The sequence below is a fragment of the Streptomyces sp. NPDC013317 genome (assembly GCF_055563155.1).
Window position 1 is genome coordinate 730326 of record NZ_JBVHDX010000002.1, and the last position, 17441, is coordinate 747766.

General features: G+C 71.2%; 19 protein-coding genes and 1 pseudogene. 14 read left to right on the top strand and 6 right to left on the bottom strand.

Features of this window, described 5'->3' with window-relative positions; genetic code table 11:
• Positions 1-291: 291 nt before the first annotated feature.
• From ACZ3IJ_RS08040 to ACZ3IJ_RS08050, 3 genes and pseudogenes are all read left to right on the top strand, one after another.
• Positions 292-405: pseudogene (locus tag ACZ3IJ_RS08040) on the top strand (CPCC family cysteine-rich protein); the annotation flags it as partial.
• 219 nt (positions 406-624) lie between these two features.
• Positions 625-1410, top strand: a complete 786-nt coding sequence (locus ACZ3IJ_RS08045; RefSeq protein WP_467466964.1) for a HEAT repeat domain-containing protein — start codon at positions 625-627, stop codon at positions 1408-1410.
• Positions 1353-1982, top strand: a complete 630-nt coding sequence (locus ACZ3IJ_RS08050; RefSeq protein WP_467466808.1) for a DUF6000 family protein — start codon at positions 1353-1355, stop codon at positions 1980-1982. Before ACZ3IJ_RS08045 ends, ACZ3IJ_RS08050 begins: the two co-directional genes overlap by 58 nt.
• A 178-nt stretch (positions 1983-2160) precedes the next feature.
• Here ACZ3IJ_RS08050 and ychF read toward each other — a convergent pair whose 3' ends face one another.
• On the bottom strand, positions 2161-3249 hold the full coding sequence (gene ychF, locus ACZ3IJ_RS08055; protein ID WP_391798692.1) for a redox-regulated ATPase YchF: 1089 nt from the start codon (positions 3247-3249) through the stop codon (positions 2161-2163).
• A 184-nt stretch (positions 3250-3433) separates the two neighbouring features.
• On the opposite strand from ychF, the gene ACZ3IJ_RS08060 reads away from it, so the two are divergent.
• A complete protein-coding gene (locus ACZ3IJ_RS08060; RefSeq protein ID WP_467466809.1) occupies positions 3434-4057 on the top strand; it encodes a DUF6542 domain-containing protein in 624 nt (207 codons plus the stop codon).
• A 389-nt stretch (positions 4058-4446) separates the two neighbouring features.
• On the opposite strand, the gene ppgK is transcribed toward ACZ3IJ_RS08060, so the two are convergent.
• Entirely contained in the window at positions 4447-5187 is a 741-nt protein-coding gene (ppgK, locus tag ACZ3IJ_RS08065; protein WP_467466810.1) for a polyphosphate--glucose phosphotransferase, read from the bottom strand.
• A 65-nt stretch (positions 5188-5252) separates the two neighbouring features.
• Positions 5253-6281, bottom strand: coding sequence for a 4-hydroxy-3-methylbut-2-enyl diphosphate reductase (locus ACZ3IJ_RS08070; RefSeq protein WP_467466811.1), 1029 nt, complete (start codon positions 6279-6281; stop codon positions 5253-5255).
• Positions 6282-6362: 81 nt separating this feature from the next.
• Between ACZ3IJ_RS08070 and ACZ3IJ_RS08075 the strand changes: the two genes are divergently transcribed.
• From ACZ3IJ_RS08075 to ACZ3IJ_RS08090, 4 genes are all read left to right on the top strand, one after another.
• Complete coding sequence (locus ACZ3IJ_RS08075; protein WP_467466812.1) at positions 6363-7706, top strand: APC family permease; 1344 nt, start codon at positions 6363-6365, stop codon at positions 7704-7706.
• Between the two features lie 153 nt (positions 7707-7859).
• The gene (gene xseA, locus ACZ3IJ_RS08080; RefSeq protein ID WP_391798697.1) at positions 7860-9080 is read left to right on the top strand and encodes an exodeoxyribonuclease VII large subunit; all 1221 of its coding nucleotides are present in this window, start codon (positions 7860-7862) and stop codon (positions 9078-9080) included.
• 10 nt (positions 9081-9090) lie between these two features.
• Positions 9091-9333, top strand: a complete 243-nt coding sequence (locus tag ACZ3IJ_RS08085) for an exodeoxyribonuclease VII small subunit (RefSeq protein ID WP_391798698.1) — start codon at positions 9091-9093, stop codon at positions 9331-9333.
• Between the two features lie 121 nt (positions 9334-9454).
• A complete protein-coding gene (locus ACZ3IJ_RS08090) occupies positions 9455-10045 on the top strand; it encodes a malonic semialdehyde reductase (protein WP_467466813.1) in 591 nt (196 codons plus the stop codon).
• 102 nt (positions 10046-10147) lie between these two features.
• Here the strand turns inward: ACZ3IJ_RS08090 and ACZ3IJ_RS08095 are convergent, their stop codons facing one another.
• Entirely contained in the window at positions 10148-10681 is a 534-nt protein-coding gene (locus tag ACZ3IJ_RS08095) for a DUF4245 domain-containing protein (protein ID WP_467466815.1), read from the bottom strand.
• A gap of 117 nt (positions 10682-10798) precedes the next feature.
• Here ACZ3IJ_RS08095 and glpX point away from each other — a divergent pair, with 117 nt between their 5' ends.
• Positions 10799-11830, top strand: a complete 1032-nt coding sequence (gene glpX, locus ACZ3IJ_RS08100; protein ID WP_391798701.1) for a class II fructose-bisphosphatase — start codon at positions 10799-10801, stop codon at positions 11828-11830.
• 119 nt (positions 11831-11949) lie between these two features.
• On the opposite strand, the gene ACZ3IJ_RS08105 is transcribed toward glpX, so the two are convergent.
• Positions 11950-12318, bottom strand: coding sequence for a WhiB family transcriptional regulator (locus ACZ3IJ_RS08105; protein ID WP_391798702.1), 369 nt, complete (start codon positions 12316-12318; stop codon positions 11950-11952).
• Positions 12319-12512: 194 nt separating this feature from the next.
• The gene (locus tag ACZ3IJ_RS08110; RefSeq protein WP_467466817.1) at positions 12513-13226 is read right to left on the bottom strand and encodes a DUF1707 SHOCT-like domain-containing protein; all 714 of its coding nucleotides are present in this window, start codon (positions 13224-13226) and stop codon (positions 12513-12515) included.
• 132 nt (positions 13227-13358) lie between these two features.
• Between ACZ3IJ_RS08110 and ACZ3IJ_RS08115 the strand changes: the two genes are divergently transcribed.
• The 5 genes from ACZ3IJ_RS08115 to ACZ3IJ_RS08135 all read left to right on the top strand — a co-directional run bounded on the left by ACZ3IJ_RS08115 (position 13359) and on the right by ACZ3IJ_RS08135 (position 17367).
• Positions 13359-13721, top strand: a complete 363-nt coding sequence (locus ACZ3IJ_RS08115) for a DUF1304 domain-containing protein (RefSeq protein ID WP_391798704.1) — start codon at positions 13359-13361, stop codon at positions 13719-13721.
• Positions 13718-14389 (top strand): TetR/AcrR family transcriptional regulator, encoded by a 672-nt coding sequence (locus tag ACZ3IJ_RS08120; protein ID WP_467466818.1) that lies wholly within the window; start codon positions 13718-13720, stop codon positions 14387-14389. Before ACZ3IJ_RS08115 ends, ACZ3IJ_RS08120 begins: the two co-directional genes overlap by 4 nt.
• Before the next feature lie 107 nt (positions 14390-14496).
• Positions 14497-16167 carry a fumarate hydratase gene (locus ACZ3IJ_RS08125; RefSeq protein ID WP_467466819.1) on the top strand — a complete coding sequence of 557 codons (1671 nt, stop codon included), beginning with the start codon at positions 14497-14499 and terminating at the stop codon, positions 16165-16167.
• A gap of 103 nt (positions 16168-16270) precedes the next feature.
• The gene (locus tag ACZ3IJ_RS08130; RefSeq protein WP_467466820.1) at positions 16271-16669 is read left to right on the top strand and encodes a VOC family protein; all 399 of its coding nucleotides are present in this window, start codon (positions 16271-16273) and stop codon (positions 16667-16669) included.
• Positions 16670-16713: 44 nt separating this feature from the next.
• On the top strand, positions 16714-17367 hold the full coding sequence (locus tag ACZ3IJ_RS08135) for a lipoprotein (protein WP_467466821.1): 654 nt from the start codon (positions 16714-16716) through the stop codon (positions 17365-17367).
• The last annotated feature ends 74 nt before the right edge of the window (positions 17368-17441 follow it).

Below are 17441 nucleotides of genomic sequence, written 5' to 3' on the forward strand. Positions count from 1 at the left end.
GTACCGCCCCGCCCCCCCCGCCGCCCCCCCCCCCCCCCCCCCCCCCCCCCCCCCCCCCCCCCCCCCCCCCCCCCCCCCCCCCCCCCCCCCCCCCCCCCCCCCCCCCCCCCCCCGCCCCGGGGTCAGTTCGCTTCGCTCGGAGGGCCGCCGGCCTTGTCGATGTTGGCGAGGACGGCGCGCGCGTCCTCGACGTTTCCTTCGAGGGCGCACCGGCCGGCCCTGGGCAACGAGACTGCGCAGGTGAGCGACCGCTATCCCTGTCCCTGCTGCGGGCACCGCGTACTCGACGCCATGTCCGGCTCGTACGAGATCTGTCCCGTCTGCTTCTGGGAGGACGACGGGGTCCAGTTCCGCCGGCCGGCCAGGGCAGGCGGGGCGAACAAGGTCTCCCTGATCGAGGCCCAGCGCAACTACCAGGACTTCGGCGCCTGCGATGAACCCGGTAGATGCTTCGTGCGACTTCCGGGCAGCGGGCGAGTCGCTCGATCCGGCATGGCGTCCGATCGACTTCCGCGTCGACTCCTTCGAAGAGTGGGAGGCACAGGACCGCATCCCATGGCCGGAGGACCGCTCGGTGCTCTGCTGGTGGCTTCCCACCTTCTCGCGCCGGGACCACTCCGCGTCATGACCTCCCACATCAAGACACTCGTCCGGCAGCTCGACGGCAAGGCCGACGAGTCGTACGACGCCCGCGCAGAGCTGATCTGGATCGGCGCCGACGCCATACCGGCCATCATCGACGGCCTGTCTTCCCTCGGCGGCTTCGGTCAGCTGACCGCCATCGAGGTACTCGAGGAGGTGGGCGATCGCCGCTGCGGCCCAGCCCTCATCAGCCTGCTGGACAGCCACAACTCGACCGTCCGCGCGTGGGCGGCCATGGCCCTGGCGAGCCTGAAGATCGACGGCGCCGTCGAGCCCCTGCGCCGCGCCTACCGCGCCTGCCTGGAGCGGGCGACGCCACCGGACTGGAGCGAGCCGGAAGGCATCCGCTGGGCCCTGACCGAACTCGGCGCCCGCACCCCCGTCGTCCCACCGCTCACCGCACGGCTACGAACCACCGCGGCGGACGACGCCTGGCCCTCGGCCCACTTCACCGAGATCATCAACGACCTCGCCGACCACGCCCAGGTGATCCTCTACTCCCAGTTCTGGCGCGTGGACGCCGGCCGCACGTACGGCATCTCCGGCACCGGCCTGGACTGGGAACTCGACTGGACCGCGCCTTGGGAACATCTGGTCGAGGAGTCCCGCGCCTGGTCCTACTGGAAGCCTCCGAAAGTCCCACTGGCGGCAACTTCTTCGTCGCCCCCACCTGGATCGACCGTACCGACCTCTACCTGGAAAGGTGACCGATGCCGTCCCAGCACCCCGAGGAAGTCGGCTACGGCCATGTGGTCGAGAGCTACGTGACGAGGATGTACGGCGGCCTCCCGCGCTATCTCGTACTGAACGGCGGGCGGTTCCTGGGCCCCCGGTGGTGGCACACCACACGCTTTACCCGGCACCTGATCGCCGACGCCGCCGCGATCGACGACGAGGAACTGGAAGCCCTCCTCGGGTACGAATGGCGGGCACGCCTCACCGCCGGCTGGCTGATCGGCGTCGACCGCCGCGAACGGTTCCGAGCACGGATCGGCGACCTGCTCCTGGCCAGCGAGGTCTGCTTCTCCGGCGGCGCCTACTGCTTCGCCCTGGCTCGCTTCGGTACACACGCGGACGCCGAGATCCTCACCGCCTACCTCGACCGCTACCTGCCCCGCACCGACCTCCACTACGACCAGCCCGCCGCCCTGGGCGCCCTCCTCCGAATCGACGCCCTCCTCGGTACCCGCCACGCCGATCGCTTCACGGAGCCCGACGGCCTCTGGGACGAGTGGGTCACGGGCATCGGACGCCTCGGCTACCCCAGCTACACCCCCGCCGAACAGCGCCAATGGACAGACCTGACCTGCGAGTTCGCCAACGGCTGGACCCGGCCGTAGCCGCAGCCGCCGGACTCCGACCGCCTGAAGTCCGCCGATGCCCGGCCACAGTTCGACGAAGCGGCGTGGCCGCCCTCCCGCGCGCCGACCGAAGTCGGCACGCTGCGGACTCTGTGCGGACCACGAAGGCCGCCCGACCCGCTCCATCGCAGGTCGGACGGCCTTTCGTTTGGGCGCCTCAGACGTTGAAGCGGAACTCCACCACGTCGCCGTCCTGCATCACGTACTCCTTGCCCTCCATGCGGGCCTTGCCCGCCGCGCGGGCTTCGGCGACCGAGCCGGTCTCCACGAGGTCGGCGAAGGAGATGACCTCGGCCTTGATGAAGCCCTTCTGGAAATCCGTGTGGATCACGCCGGCCGCCTCGGGGGCCGTCGCGCCCTTCTTGATCGTCCAGGCGCGGGATTCCTTCGGGCCGGCCGTCAGGTACGTCTGGAGGCCCAGGGTGTCGAAGCCGACGCGGGCCAGGATCGCCAGGCCCGGCTCCTCGGCGCCGACGGACTGGAGGAGCTCCATGGCGTCCTCCTCGTCCAGCTCGGCGAGGTCCTGCTCCAGCTTGGCGTTGAGGAAGATCGCCTCGGCCGGGGCGACCAGCGCGCGCTGCTCCGCCTTGAAGGCGTCGTCCGTCAGCTCGTCCTCGTCCACGTTGAAGACGTAGAGGAAGGGCTTGGTCGTCAGGAGGTGCAGGTCGTGCAGGAGCTCCGCCTTCTCCGAGCCCTGCAGGATGCCCTGCGAGAAGAGCGTGTCGCCGCGCTCCAGGATCTCCTTCGCCGCCTCGACCGCCGCGACCTTGGGGGCCACGTCCTTCTTGATCCGGGCCTCCTTCGCCAGACGCGGCAGGACCTTCTCGATCGTCTGCAGGTCCGCGAGGATCAGCTCGGTGTTGATCGTCTCGATGTCGTCCTTCGGCGAGACCTTGCCGTCGACGTGCACGACGTTCTCGTCCTTGAAGGCGCGGATGACCTGGCAGATCGCGTCCGACTCGCGGATGTTCGCCAGGAACTTGTTGCCGAGGCCCTCACCCTCGCTCGCGCCGCGGACGATGCCCGCGATGTCCACGAAGTCGACCGTCGCCGGCAGGATCCGCTGCGAGGCGAAGATCTCCGCCAGCTTCGTCAGACGGGCGTCGGGGACACCGACGACGCCGACGTTCGGCTCGATCGTGGCGAACGGGTAGTTGGCCGCCAGGACGTCGTTCTTGGTCAGGGCGTTGAACAGGGTCGACTTGCCGACATTCGGCAGACCGACGATTCCGATCGTGAGCGACACGGTGGCGACTTCCTGGAGTACGGATGGGGGTGCGAATGGGGTGCGGTGGTGGGGCCGATCCCCCAGTTTACGGGCGGTCCGAACCGGCCTGTGACGCCGACCTTCGGCCGTTCTCTACGGCAACGTCACCCAAAGGGCGTGTCCTGTGCCGCTCCCCCGGGCCTTCCCGACCTACGTTGGTGTAGTGGAGCAGCAAAGGACAAGTCAGCCGCAAGGCCGCCGACGGCCGCAAACCCCTCTCACGCCGCCCGGCGCGCTCGTGGAGGGCGCCGCCGTCTATCGCGTCGCCGCCCGCCCGGGCCGCCCGGGCCGGGGCCGCGTCGAGCGGGCCACCGCGCCCGAACGACGGCCCGCACCGCCCGTGGCACCCGTCGTCCTCGCCCTGCGCCGGCTGCCCAATCCGCGGCTGACCGGCCTCGGGGCCGGGCTCTTCGCCTCCGCCACCATGCTGGTGCTCGGATTCCTCGACTGGCTGATCCTGGACGGCTCCCCGCTCGCCTACGGCCTGCTGTTCCTGCCGGTCAGCGCCCTGACCGCGCTCTGGGTCCGTACCGCCGACCTGGTCACCGCCCCGATCAGCGTGCCCATCGCCTTCGCCGTCGGGGTCGTGCCCATCTCGGGCGGCAGCGGCGGCTTCGGCGGCCAGGCGATGGCCGTCGTCACGGCGCTCGCCGTGCAGGCCGGATGGCTGTACGGAGGCACGCTCGTCGCCGGACTGATCACCAGCGTCCGGAAGGTACGCGACATGGGGCGCCGCCAGCGCGCCACCGCGAGGCCTGCCGCCCCGCAGAGGCGGCCCGCTCCGTAGACCCGGCGCGGTGGGCCCGCTCCGTGGACCCGACGCGGTGGGCCTGCGCGGCGGCCGGCGCAGTGGGCGGGTGTGGTGGGCCGACGCGCTGGGCCCGAGTGCGGCCCTGGCGCTGTGTGCGCTGTCGCGTTCTGGGCTCGCGGCGCGGCTGGCGCGCGGCCTGGGCCGACGCGGTGGGCCCGAGTGTGGCCCTGGCGCTGCGCGCGCTGTCGCGTCCTGGGCTCGCGGCGGGGCCGGTGCTGCCTGGGCCGGCTCGGTGCGGCTCGGTGCGGCGCCACACGCGCGCTCCGTGTCGCGTCCGCTGCCTCCGCGCCCCCTGCCCCGCCGCGCCTACCAGCGCGCGGCCACGCCCGCGCCGCCTACCCCCGCCCCGCCTAGCAGCGCGCCGCCTACCCCCGCGCCGCCATCGCCGCGCCCACGATTCCCGCGTTGTTCTGCAGCTCCGCCGGGACGATCTCCGCCCTGATGCCCTCGATCAGCGGCAGGAACTTGTCCGCCTTCCGGCTCACTCCGCCGCCGATGATGAACAGCTCCGGCGAGAAGAGCATCTCCACGTGCGCCAGGTACTTCTGCACGCGCCGCGTCGCCCAGTGCTCCCAGCTGAGGTCCTCGTCCTCCTTGGCCTTCGTCGACGCCCGCTTCTCCGCGTCGTGGCCCTTCAGCTCCAGATGGCCCAGCTCCGTGTTCGGGACGAGCCGGCCGTCGACGAAGAGCGCCGAGCCGATGCCCGTACCGAGCGTCAGCAGGATCACCGTGCCCGTACGGCCCCGGCCCGCGCCGAAGGTCATCTCGGCGACGCCGGCCGCGTCCGCGTCGTTCAGGACCGTCACCTCGTGGCCGCCGAGCCGCTCGCTGAGCAGCTTGCCCGCGTCGACGCCGATCCAGCGCTTGTCGACGTTGGCGGCCGTGCGGATCGTCGAGCCGGTGACCACGCCGGGGAAGGTCACCCCGACCGGGCCCGTCCAGCCGAAGTTCTCCACGACCTCGACGACACATCCCGCCACACCGTCGGGTGTGGCGGGATGCGGGGTCAGTACCTTGTGGCGGGGCTCGGCCAGCTCTCCGCGCTCCAGGTCGACGGGAGCGCCCTTGATGCCCGAGCCGCCGATGTCCACTCCGAAGACGTTCATGAACCCCACCGTAAGGGCTGCGGCCGGGAGTTACTCCTTGTACGCCACTCCCCGGAGGGGTGTCGCTACTCCTTGCCGAGCTCGGCCGCCTCGGCCCGAAGGTCCTTGTTGCGGAGCTCCTTCGGCAGCGAGAAGGTCAGCGACTCGTCGGCCGTCTTGACGATCTCCACGTCCGCGTAGCCGCGCTCGGAGAGCCACTCCAGGACCTCCTGGACGAGGACGTCCGGGACCGAGGCGCCCGACGACAGGCCGACCGAGGTGACGCCCTCCAGCCAGGCCTCGTCGATCTCGCTCGCGAAGTCGACCAGGTACGCGGCCGGCACGCCCGCCTGCTTGGCGACCTCGACCATACGGATCGAGTTCGAGGAGTTCTTCGAGCCGACGACGATCACCAGCTCCGCCTGGCCCGCGAGCTCCTTGATGGCCAGCTGACGGTTCTGCGTGGCGTAGCAGATGTCGTCGGACGGCGGGGAGATCAGGTTCGGGAACTTCTCCTTCAGCGCGTCGACCGTCTCCATCGTCTCGTCCACGGAGAGCGTGGTCTGCGAGAGCCAGACGACCCGGTCGGGGTCGCGGACCTCGACCTTGGCCACGTCCTCCGGGCCGTCGACGAGCTGGATGTGGTCGGGGGCCTCGCCGGAGGTGCCGATGACCTCCTCGTGGCCCTCGTGGCCGATCAGGAGGATGTCGAAGTCCTCCTTGGCGAACCGCACGGCCTCCTTGTGCACCTTCGTGACCAGCGGGCAGGTGGCGTCGATGGTCTTCAGACGGCCCTCGCGGGCCTCCTCGTGCACGGTCGGGGCGACGCCGTGGGCGGAGAACATCACGATGTTGCCGGCCGGGACCTCGGTCGCCTGGTCGACGAAGATCGCGCCCTTCCGCTCCAGGGTCTGTACGACGTACTTGTTGTGCACGATCTCGTGGCGCACGTAGATCGGCGCGCCGTACTGCTCCAGCGCCTTCTCCACGGCGATCACGGCACGGTCCACACCCGCGCAGTAGCCGCGGGGAGCGGCGAGCAGGACACGCTTCGGGCGGTTCGTCGTGGTCGCGTTCTCGGGCGTCGACGCGGGCGTAGCAGTCATGCGTCCCATCGTAAGGCCGCGTGATACCACGGCCGGCTACGGCCATGTCGGTGCGGCGGGTGATCGAGAACGTGGCCGAGACTGGGGCGCATGGCCGAGGAAGCTCAGGTGGCGACGCACACCGGACTGCGGCGGAGCCTGGGGTTCCGCGACCTTGTCGTCTACGGGCTGCTCTTCATCGCGCCCATGGCGCCCGTGGGGGTGTTCGGCACGCTGGACGCGAAGTCCGGCGGCGCGGTGGCGCTGGTGTACGTCGTCGCCACGGTCGCGATGGCGTTCACCGCTTTCAGTTACGCGCAGATGGTGCGGGTCGCCCCCTTCGCGGGCTCCGTCTTCACGTACGCCCGCAAGGCCCTGGGTGAGGGGCCGGGGTTCGTCGCGGGGTGGATGGCGATGCTCGACTACCTGCTGATCCCGGCCGTGGCGTACCTCTTCGCCGGCATCGCGATGGAGGCGCTGGTCCCGGAGGTGGACCGGTGGGTGTGGACGGCGATCGCGGTGGTCGTGACGACGCTGCTGAACCTGTGGGGGGTGCGGGCGGCGGCACGGGTCGGTTTCGCGGTGCTGGTGATGGAGATCGTGGTGCTGCTGGTCTTCGTGGTGTCGGCGGTGGTCGTACTCGTACGGGACGGGGCGCGGCGCGACTGGTGGTCGCCGCTGGCCGGGGACGCGACGTTCTCGTTGGCGGCGGTGATCGGCGCGGTGTCGGTGGCCGTGCTCTCGTACCTGGGGTTCGACGCGATCGCCTCGTTCGCGGAGGAGGTCACCGGGGGCTCGGAGAAGGTGGCACGGGCGGTGCTGTTCTGTCTGGTCCTCGCCGGTGCGCTGTTCGTGGGGCAGACGTATCTGGTGGCGCTCCTGGAGCCGGTCTCGTCGGCGGAGCTCGCCGCGGATCCGGCGAAGCAGGGTTCGGCCTTCTACGACGCGGTGGACGTGTCCGTGGGGACGTGGCTGCACGACCTGGTGGCGGCGTCGAAGGCGATCGGCGCGGCGTTCGCGGCGTTGGCGGGGCAGGCGGCGGCGGGGCGGCTCCTCTTCGCCATGGCTCGTGAACGGCGCCTCCCGCGACTGCTCGCCCGTACCGACGGAGGCGTGCCGCGGGTGGCCCTGCTGGTGGCGGCGACGGTGACGATGGCGGCGGCGGTCTGGGCGGCCGACCGGGACGACGGCCTCGACCACCTGGTGTCGGTGGTCGACGTCGGGGCGCTGACGGCGTTCGTGCTGCTGCACGCGAGCGTGGTGGGGTGGTTCGCGGTACGGCGGATGGAGGGGCCGCCGCACTGGCTGCGGCACGTGGCGATGCCGGTGGTGGGGGCGGCGATCCTGGTCGCGGTGATCGTCGAGGCGTCGGCGACGGCTCAGGTGGTCGGCGCGATCTGGCTGTGCGTGGGTCTGGCGGTCCTGGCGGTCCAGGGCGCGACCCGTAGGGCCTGAAGGGGCCCCGGGGCGCGCCTGTGGGCGGGCAGGCCTGTGGGCGGGCAGGCCTGTGGGCGGGCAGGCCTGTGGGCGGGCAGGCCGCCGCCTACCTTCCGCCCCCGGTTCGGCGACCGGCTCCGGGATGTCCGTGGCCGCCACTACGCTCGGCGCATGGGTCTCAACACGTCCGCCGAAGCGCCGCTGCCCGTCGGAGAGGTCTCCCGGTTGATCGGGGGGTGGATCGACCGGCTCGGGGCCGTCTGGGTCGAGGGGCAGATCACGCAGTTGTCGCGGCGGCCCGGTGCCGGGGTCGTCTTCCTGACGCTGCGCGATCCGTCGTACGACATCTCCATCGGCGTGACCTGCTACCGCCAGGTCTTCGACGCCGTCGCCGACATCGTCTCCGAGGGCGCCCGCGTCGTCGTGCACGCCAAGCCCGAGTGGTACGCGCCGCGCGGGCAGCTGTCGCTGCGGGCGGTGGAGATCAAGCCCGTCGGGATCGGGGAGCTCCTGGCCCGCCTGGAGCAGCTCAAGCGGAGCCTGGGCGCCGAGGGGCTCTTCGCGCTCGACCGCAAGAAGCCGCTGCCCTTCCTCCCCCAGCTCGTCGGCCTGGTCGTCGGCCGCGCCTCGGCCGCCGAGCGGGACGTCCTGGAGAACGCGCGCCGCCGCTGGCCGGCCGTCCGCTTCGAGGTGCGGAACGTGGCGGTCCAGGGCGTGAAGGCCGTGCCGCAGGTAGTCCAGGCCGTGAAGGAGCTGGACGCGCACGAGGGCGTGGACGTGATCATCGTGGCCCGGGGCGGCGGCAGCGTCGAGGACCTGCTGCCGTTCTCGGACGAGCAGTTGATCCGTACCGTCGCCGACTGCCGTACCCCCGTGGTCTCGGCGATCGGGCACGAACCGGACTCGCCGCTGCTCGACCTCGTCGCCGACTTGCGCGCCTCGACGCCGACCGACGCCGCCAAGAAGGTGGTACCGGACGTCGGCGAGGAGCTCGACCGGGTCCAGGGCCTGCGGGACCGGGCTCTGCGGACCGTGCGCGGGCTGCTCGACCGGGAGGAGCGCGGCCTCGCGCACGCGCTCGCGCGGCCGGTCATGGAACATCCGCAGCGGATGGTGGAGCAGCGCGAGGACGAGCTCGACGCGCTGCTCGCCCGCAGCCGCCGGACGCTCGGGCATCTGCTGGACCGGGCCGACTCCGAGCTCTCGCACACCCGGGCCCGCGTCCGCGCGCTGTCGCCCGCCGCGACGATGGAGCGCGGGTACGCCGTGCTGCAGAAGGCGGACGGGACGGTCGTGCGGTCTCCGGAGGAGGTCGCGGTGGACGAGGAGCTGCGGGCACGGGTCGTGGCGGGCGAGTTCACGGTGCGGCGCGCTGTCGGACCCGGCGCTTAGGGTGGTCGTCATGGCAGCCACCACGGAAGAGGCGCTCGGATACGAGCAGGCACGCGACGAGTTGATCGAGGTCGTTCGTCGTCTGGAGACGGGCGGGACGACGCTGGAGGAGTCGCTCGCGCTCTGGGAGCGTGGCGAGGAATTGGCGAAGGTGTGCCGGCGTTGGCTCGAAGGCGCACGAGCCCGCCTCGACGCCGCGATGTCCACGCCCGACGACGGCGACGAGGCCGAAGACGCGGACCGCTCCGAATAGGGGCCCCGCCGGGGGTCACGATGTGAACCGGATCACTATCCGGTTATTTGGTTGAAAGTTAACCAATCTCCGTCGTACGGTGAGGGCATCGCTTGAACCCCTTTGCCCGGAAGGTACGCGCATGTCCCTCGCCCTTGACCCCGCCGCCCAGGACCTCCTTTTCCGTGAGGCCCGCACCGCCAACACCTTCGCCGACGAGCCGGTGACCGACGAGCAGGTCCAGGCGATCTACGACCTGGTCAAGTACGGCCCCACCGCCTTCAACCAGACCCCGCTGCGCATCACGCTGGTCCGCTCCGCCGAGGCCCGCGAGCGCCTGGTGAAGCACATGGCCGAGGGCAACCAGGAGAAGACCCGCACCGCGCCGCTGGTCGCGATCCTCTCCGCCGACAACGAGTTCCACCACGAGCTCCCGACCCTGCTGCCGCACTTCCCGCAGGCCAAGGACATGTTCTTCGCCGAGCGCCCGGCCCGCGAGGGCTCGGCCCTGCTGAACGCCGCCCTCCAGGCCGCGTACTTCATCGTCGGCGTCCGCGCCGCCGGCCTGGCCGCCGGCCCGATGACCGGTCTCGACTTCGCGGGCCTCCAGAAGGAGTTCCTGGACGACGACCACACCCCGCTGATGGTCGTCAACATCGGCAAGCCGGGCGAGGACGCCTGGTTCCCGCGCTCCCCGCGCCTCCCCTTCGACGAGGTCGTCACCACCGTCTGATCAACGCCGCCTGATCAACGCCGTCCGATCACCTCGGACATGAGAAAGCCCCCGGACTCGTGGAGTCCGGGGGCTTTCTCACGCACGTCACGCGTACCGCGTCTAGACCTTCTTCGACTGCAGGGCGCCCGCCATCTCGGCCAGCCGCTCGAACGAGGCCGTCCCGGTCACGACCGTCGTCGCGCCGCCGTCCGTACGGACCAGGGCGTCGTACTTCGGCCCCTCCCAGCGCTGCCAGACCTGACCGGCGACCGTCTGGGTCTTCCCGGAGTCCTCGGCCTTCTGCGTGACGTCGGGAACGTACTTGTCGGGCTCCTCCGTCGACTGGTGGATCGCCACGTACTGCGCGTCCGGGTCGAGGAAGCCGAGCTTCCAGGCGTCGTGCTGCTCGCGCTTGTACGAGACCACGGTCGCCTTCCACCCCTCCCCGAGGCCTTCGGGGGCCAGCACCGCGTACGGTGCCGCCCGCTGCGCCGTCACCAGCTCGACCCGGTAGTCCTTCGCCTTGACCGGGTCCGCGTCCTCGTCGTGCGGGATGAAGAGATACATCACGCCCGCGGCGACCATGATCACCGCAAGGGACTGGATCATCCCGCGTACCGTCTGCCTGCCTCGCATACCTGCCACGCCCACCATGGTCGCATCATGGTGTTGTGCTCATACGTGGGCCCCTCTGCTCAATTTGTCGACGTACCGATAGAGTCGCAGCACCCTCTTTTTTCCGGCCGTCGCCGTACAGAAAGGTGCGCTCCGATGACCGAGCACTCCCTGCCGTCCGAGCTGGAGGTCTCTCCCGAGGCCCCCGACCGCAACCTCGCCCTGGAGCTGGTCCGCGTCACGGAGGCCGCCGCCATGGCCGCCGGCCGCTGGGTCGGCCGCGGCGACAAGATCGGTGCGGACGGCGCCGCGGTGAACGCGATGCGGACGCTGATCTCCACCGTCTCGATGAACGGCGTCGTCGTCATCGGCGAGGGCGAGAAGGACGAAGCCCCGATGCTGTTCAACGGCGAGCGGGTCGGCGACGGCACCGGCGCCGAGGTGGACATCGCCGTGGACCCGATCGACGGCACCACGCTCAACGCCAAGGGCATGCCGAACGCGATCGCCGTCCTGGCCGCCGCCGACCGCGGCACCATGTTCGACCCGTCCGCGGTCTTCTACATGGACAAGCTGGTCACCGGCCCCGAGGCCGCCGACTTCGTCGACATCAACGCACCCGTCTCGGTCAACATCCGCCGTGTCGCCAAGGCCAAGAGCATGGCCCCCGAGGACGTCACGGTCGTCATCCTGGACCGCCCCCGCCACGAGGGCATCGTCAAGGAGATCCGCGAGACCGGCGCCCGGATCAAGTTCATCACCGACGGCGACGTCGCCGGCTCGATCATGGCCGTCCGCGAGGGCACCGGCGTGGACCTGCTCCTCGGCATCGGCGGCACGCCCGAGGGCATCATCTCCGCCTGCGCCATAAAGTGCCTGGGCGGTGTCATCCAGGGCAAGCTGTGGCCCAAGGACGAGGCCGAGCGCCAGAAGGCGATCGACGCGGGCCACGACCTGGACCGCGTGCTCTCCACGAACGACCTGGTCAGCGGCGAGAACGTGTTCTTCGTCGCCACCGGCATCACGGACGGCGAGCTGCTGCGCGGCGTCCGCTACCGCTCGGAGACCGCGACCACGTCATCGCTGGTGATGCGCTCGAAGTCCGGCACGATCCGCCAGATCGACTCCACGCACCGGCTCTCGAAGCTCCGCGCGTACAGCAAGATCGACTTCGACCGGGCCAAGTGACCCGGACCGCGACAGGCGCCCCGTAGCGGGCGCCGCGGTACGGCAAGGGGCGCCCCCATGTGCGGTGGGGGCGCCCCTTGCCGTACGTACGGCCGACGTCGACGAGCGCTCGGGGCCCGTCAGCCGGCCGCGGCGATCGGGCCGGGCGACGCCTTCTTGAGCTCCACCTCGCGCCGCCTGCGCCGGGCGAGCACGACGCGGCGCTCGGCCGCGGTGAGCCCGCCCCACACGCCGTACGGCTCGGGCTGGAGCAGCGCGTGCTCCCGGCACTCGACCATGACGGGGCAGCGGGCACAGACCCGCTTGGCGGCCTCCTCGCGGGAGAGCCGCGAGGCGGTCGGCTCCTTGGACGGGGCGAAGAACAGTCCGGCTTCGTCCCGGCGGCACACCGCCTCCGTGTGCCAGGGACCGGCCTCGTCCTCCCGAGCGGGGGCACGCTGGGGCGGGGCGGCGGCGACCTGGAGGGGCTGATGCGGCAGTTGCAGCACGGTCTACTCCTGACGACGGCTTCGCGAGCGAGAGACGATGCAGCAGCCCTACCCGCTGTACGCGCGCCTATGCACTGCGTGCCGCCGAGTTCCGGAGTGCGGAATCCGAGGGGCGGAATCCGGTCACTCCGTCACCCCTGGTCAGGCGGGGGGATCGGCCCGGCGCGCCAGGAGAGGTGGAACGGGACCGGCGATCAGTGGCCGAGGTGCTTGCGCAGCTTGTCCTGGACGTGGTTCTGGAGATCCGTGATCCACTTGCCGCGCTTGGGCTTGGCCTCGACGTTGCCGAAGAGCGAGTAGCCGTTGATCACGACCACCGGGGCCTGCGGGTCGGCGGCCTCCAGGGTCACGACCTCGAAATTGCCGAAGATCCCGGTGCCGTTGCCCCGGAGGCTGATGTTCTCCGGGACCCGCACCTCGACGTTGCCGAAGATCGAGGTGGCGTTGACGGTGGTCAGCCGCTGGGCGAAGAGCGCCTCGGTCAGGTCGATCTCGATGTTGCCGAAGAGCGCGAAGGCGTTGGTCCTGCGGCCCACGCGCCAGCGGCCCTTGCGGGTGGTGCTGGAGAAGACGGCGATCAGGTTGTCGGCGGGACCCGCCGTGTCGTCGGGGCCGTACTCGTACGCCGGGTCGGGCTCCCGGCGGGCGCGGTTCCCCGCGGGGAGGTCGCGGACGATCGGCTCCAGCTCGCCCACGGTCTTCGCCCGGTAGACGGCGTCGATCCGCTCGGAGTGCTCCTCCGCGTCGATCCGCCCCTCGGCCAGCGCGTCCCTGAGGATGTCCGCGATCCGGTCCCGGTCGGCGTCCGAGGCGCGCAGAGAGTCCCCCGGAGCGGCGGCGGGAACGGCCGGGGCAGGGGCGGGCTCGGCGGGGGCGACCGGCTTCTGAGGCTGCTTTTCGAGGTCCACGACCCCACCCTAGCGAAACGCGATAGATCGCGACTAGTGGGCACGACCGGACGCCTCGAACAGAACACCCCGGCCACCACACCCGACCGCCTCGGGCACGCTAATGGACACCTGTCCAGCTATCCTGGACACATGTCCATCATCGCGAACGTCGCCGTCGGCCTTGTCGCCGCCCTGCACGCCTACATCCTCGTTCTGGAGATGTTCCTCTGGGAGCGTCGCCCGGGCCGCGGACTCTCCGGTTTCGACGCCCCCATGGCCCGCGCGACCGCGCCCCTCGCCGCCAATCAGGGCCTCTACAACGGCTTCCTGGCGGCCGGTCTGGTCTGGGGCCTGATCGCCGGCGACCCCACCGGACACCAGGTCCAGGTGTTCTTCCTCTCCTGCGTGGTGATCGCCGGGGTGTACGGCGGCCTCACCGCGAACCGCCGGATCCTCCTCGCCCAGGCGCTGCCCGGGACCCTCGCCCTCGCCGCCGTACTGTGGGCGGGATGACCGCCTCAGCCGCCGCCCCCGCCGGCCCCGGTGCTCCCGGCCCCGGTGCTCCCGGCCCCGGTGCTCCCGGTGCCGCCGACTCCCGCGCCGCCGGCCCCGGTGCCACCGACCCCCGCGCCGCCCGTACCCGCGCCAGGCTCCGCGCCGCGCTCTGGGAGGAGTGCGCCGAGCGCCCCCTCGACGAGGTCGGCGTCGCCGCGCTCGTCCGCAGGGCGGGCGTCGGCAGGGCCACGTTCTACCTGCACTACCCCGACCTCCAGGCCCTCGCCGTCGACGCCTGCGCCGATGTCGTACGGGACGCGGTCGAGGCGCTCCACGCCTGGCGCGGCACGCCCGACCCCGCCGCCCCGCCGCCCGCCCTCGCCGCCTTCTTCGCCGACGTCGCTCCCCGGGCGCCGCTCTACCGCGGCCTGCTGCGGCCGGGCGGTGGCGGGCCGCTCGGCGAGCTGCTCCACCGCGAGCTGCGCGCGTACAGCCGGCGCGAGCGGGAACTGGCCGGGGCCCCCGAGCCCGACCTCGTCGCCTCCGCGGTCGCGGCGGCCTTCGGAGGGCTGCTCGCGGACTGGGTGCACGGCCTGATCGAGGCCTCCCCCGACCAGATCGCCGACCGCACCTGGCGGCTGTTGATCTCCCTCCACCGCACCCCGCTGCCGGAGGGCAGGCCCTAACTGAGCCTTACCTCACAGGATCGGCCCCCCGGCCGCGCTCTACGCTGGAGGAGGCGCCGCCAACGGAGGTGGCGCCGCTGTCTGCCGAGTGAGGAATGGCTGCCGTCATGCCAGAGTTTTCGTACTCCGATCTGCTCCCCCTGGGAGAGGACACCACGCCCTACCGCCTGGTGACCGCCGAAGGTGTCTCCACCTTCGAGGCCGACGGCCGTACGTTCCTCAAGGTCGAGCCGGAGGCGCTCCGCACGCTCGCCGCCGAGGCGATCCACGACATCCAGCACTACCTGCGCCCGGCACACCTCGCCCAGCTGCGCCGGATCATCGACGACCCGGAGGCGTCGAGCAACGACAAGTTCGTCGCGCTCGACCTCCTCAAGAACGCGAACATCGCCGCCGCCGGCGTCCTCCCGATGTGCCAGGACACCGGCACGGCGATCGTCATGGGCAAGCGCGGCCAGAACGTGCTGACCTCCGGCCTCGACGAGGAGGCCCTGTCCAAGGGCATCTACGACGCGTACACCAAGCTCAACCTGCGGTACTCGCAGATGGCCCCGGTCACCATGTGGGAGGAGAAGAACACCGGCTCGAACCTGCCCGCGCAGATCGAGCTCTACGCGACCGACGGCGGCGCGTACAAGTTCCTCTTCATGGCCAAGGGCGGCGGCTCCGCCAACAAGTCCTTCCTCTACCAGGAGACGAAGGCCGTGCTCAACGAGGCGAGCATGATGAAGTTCCTGGAGGAGAAGATCCGTTCGCTCGGCACGGCCGCCTGCCCGCCGTACCACCTGGCGATCGTCGTCGGCGGCACCTCCGCCGAGTTCGCGCTGAAGACCGCGAAGTACGCCTCCGCGCACTACCTGGACGAGCTGCCCACCGAGGGCTCGGCCGAGACCGGCCACGGCTTCCGGGACAAGGAGCTGGAGGAGAAGGTCTTCGAGCTCACGCAGAAGATCGGCATCGGCGCGCAGTTCGGCGGCAAGTACTTCTGCCACGACGTCCGTGTCGTCCGGCTGCCGCGCCATGGCGCCTCGCTGCCCGTCGCGATCGCCGTGTCGTGCTCGGCGGACCGCCAGGCCGTCGCGAAGATCACCGCCGAGGGCGTCTTCCTGGAGCAGCTGGAGACCGACCCGGCGCGCTTCCTGCCGGAGACGACGGACGAGCATCTCGACGAGGCCTCCGACGTGGTGAAGATCGACCTGAACCAGCCGATGGACGAGATCCTCGCCGAGCTGACGAAGTACCCGGTCAAGACCAGGCTCTCGCTCACCGGCCCGCTGGTCGTGGCGCGCGACATCGCGCACGCCAAGATCAAGGAGCGGCTCGACGCGGGCGAGGAGATGCCGCAGTACCTGAAGGACCACCCGGTCTACTACGCGGGCCCGGCGAAGACCCCCGAGGGCTACGCCTCCGGCTCCTTCGGCCCGACGACGGCCGGCCGGATGGACAGTTACGTCGAGCAGTTCCAGGCGGCGGGCGGCTCCAAGGTCATGCTGGCCAAGGGCAACCGCTCGAAGCAGGTCACGGACGCGTGCGGCAGCCACGGCGGCTTCTACCTGGGCTCCATCGGCGGCCCGGCGGCCCGCCTCGCGCAGGACTGCATCAAGAAGGTCGAGGTCGTCGAGTACGAGGAGCTCGGCATGGAGGCGGTCTGGAAGATCGAGGTCGAGGACTTCCCGGCGTTCATCGTCGTCGACGACAAGGGCAACGACTTCTTCCAGAACCCGGCCCCGGAGCCGACGTTCACCCACATCCCGGTCCGCGGCCCGGGCCCGGTCTGACCCGCCGCGCCTCGCGGCGTTTCCTCTCCGGGGGTCAAGTAGGACGTAATCAGTCCTACTTGACCCCTACGGTGACGACATCGGACGAGGAGAGGGGAACACCATGCTGCGAGGGCTCACCACGGTCAGCTTCTGGGCCGACGACCTGACCGCCGCGAAGGCCTGGTACACGGAACTGCTCGGCCTGGAGCCGTACTTCGAGCGCCCCGGGTACGCGGAGTTCCGTATCGGCGACTACCAGCACGAGCTCGGGCTGATCGACCGCGCCTACGCGCCGGCGGCTTCGGCGACCGGCGAGGCCGGCGGCGCGATCGTGTACTGGCACGTGGACGACGTGCGTGCGACGCTCGACCGGCTGCTGTCCCTGGGGGCGAAGGAGTACGAGCCGCTCACGCCCCGCGGCCCGGGTTTCGTCACGGCCTCGGTGACCGACCCCTTCGGGAACGTCCTGGGCGTCATGCAGAACCAGCACTACGTGGACGTCCTGCGGGACGGTCGGTGAAAAACCGCGAGGGGTGCCCGGGACGTCCCGGATAGCCTGCGCGCATGAGACATCCGATACGGGTCATGGGGCCGGCGCTGGCCGTTCTCACGGCCGTCGGCGCGCTGACCGGCTGTGGCACCACGGCGAAACCCGTCGGCACCGCGCCGCCCGTCACGACGCCCACCACCACCGCGGCGGCCGGTTCCGGCGCGGACGCCAAGGCCGCCGAGGCCTCGGCGTCCGTAGGGGCCTCCGGGTCCGCCTGTGCGCTGCCGGTCTCCTTCGGTCTGGCCGCCGGCTGGAGGCCGAAGGCCGTCGAGGCCACCGACGACGAGCTTTTCGCCGCGCTCGCCGTGCGGGGTCCGGCGACGATGACCTGCGAGATCGACGCGAAGCCGGCCGGCAACATCGGTTATCTGCGGGTCTGGACGGCGGACAAGGGCGCGGCCCGTACCGCGCTCGAAGGGTTCGTGAAGGCGGAGGAGAACACCTCGAAGGTCACCTACAAGGAGACCAGGGCGGGCGCGCTGCCGGCCGTCGAGGTGACGTACACCGTCTACAACGAGCTCATGGAGGAGTCGAAGGAGGAGCGGGCCTTCGCCGTCGCCGCGCCGAAGGGGACGGTCATCGTCCACCTCGGCGGGCTCGACACCGAGGAGCACCGGGAGATGCTTCCGGCGTACGAGCTGGCCCGGACCAGCCTCAAGGCCCTCTGACGGCAGGATTCCCCTCAGGCGTGACCGTGGCCCCCGTCCCGCACCGGACGGGGGCCACGGCGTCGTGGGTTCGG

Bases quoted from the DNA above. Each gene is read 5' to 3' on its own strand.
- ACZ3IJ_RS08045 (WP_467466964.1), top strand. From the start codon at position 625: ATGACCTCCCACATCAAGACACTCGTCCGGCAGCTCGACGGCAAGGCC.
- ACZ3IJ_RS08050 (WP_467466808.1), top strand. From the start codon at position 1,353: ATGCCGTCCCAGCACCCCGAGGAAGTCGGCTACGGCCATGTGGTCGAG.
- ppgK (WP_467466810.1), bottom strand. From the start codon at position 5,187: ATGAACGTCTTCGGAGTGGACATCGGCGGCTCGGGCATCAAGGGCGCT.
- ACZ3IJ_RS08070 (WP_467466811.1), bottom strand. From the start codon at position 6,281: ATGGGACGCATGACTGCTACGCCCGCGTCGACGCCCGAGAACGCGACC.
- ACZ3IJ_RS08075 (WP_467466812.1), top strand. From the start codon at position 6,363: ATGGCCGAGGAAGCTCAGGTGGCGACGCACACCGGACTGCGGCGGAGC.
- xseA (WP_391798697.1), top strand. From the start codon at position 7,860: ATGGGTCTCAACACGTCCGCCGAAGCGCCGCTGCCCGTCGGAGAGGTC.
- ACZ3IJ_RS08085 (WP_391798698.1), top strand. From the start codon at position 9,091: ATGGCAGCCACCACGGAAGAGGCGCTCGGATACGAGCAGGCACGCGAC.
- ACZ3IJ_RS08090 (WP_467466813.1), top strand. From the start codon at position 9,455: ATGTCCCTCGCCCTTGACCCCGCCGCCCAGGACCTCCTTTTCCGTGAG.
- ACZ3IJ_RS08095 (WP_467466815.1), bottom strand. From the start codon at position 10,681: ATGGTGGGCGTGGCAGGTATGCGAGGCAGGCAGACGGTACGCGGGATG.
- glpX (WP_391798701.1), top strand. From the start codon at position 10,799: ATGACCGAGCACTCCCTGCCGTCCGAGCTGGAGGTCTCTCCCGAGGCC.
- ACZ3IJ_RS08115 (WP_391798704.1), top strand. From the start codon at position 13,359: ATGTCCATCATCGCGAACGTCGCCGTCGGCCTTGTCGCCGCCCTGCAC.
- ACZ3IJ_RS08120 (WP_467466818.1), top strand. From the start codon at position 13,718: ATGACCGCCTCAGCCGCCGCCCCCGCCGGCCCCGGTGCTCCCGGCCCC.
- ACZ3IJ_RS08125 (WP_467466819.1), top strand. From the start codon at position 14,497: ATGCCAGAGTTTTCGTACTCCGATCTGCTCCCCCTGGGAGAGGACACC.
- ACZ3IJ_RS08130 (WP_467466820.1), top strand. From the start codon at position 16,271: ATGCTGCGAGGGCTCACCACGGTCAGCTTCTGGGCCGACGACCTGACC.
- ACZ3IJ_RS08135 (WP_467466821.1), top strand. From the start codon at position 16,714: ATGAGACATCCGATACGGGTCATGGGGCCGGCGCTGGCCGTTCTCACG.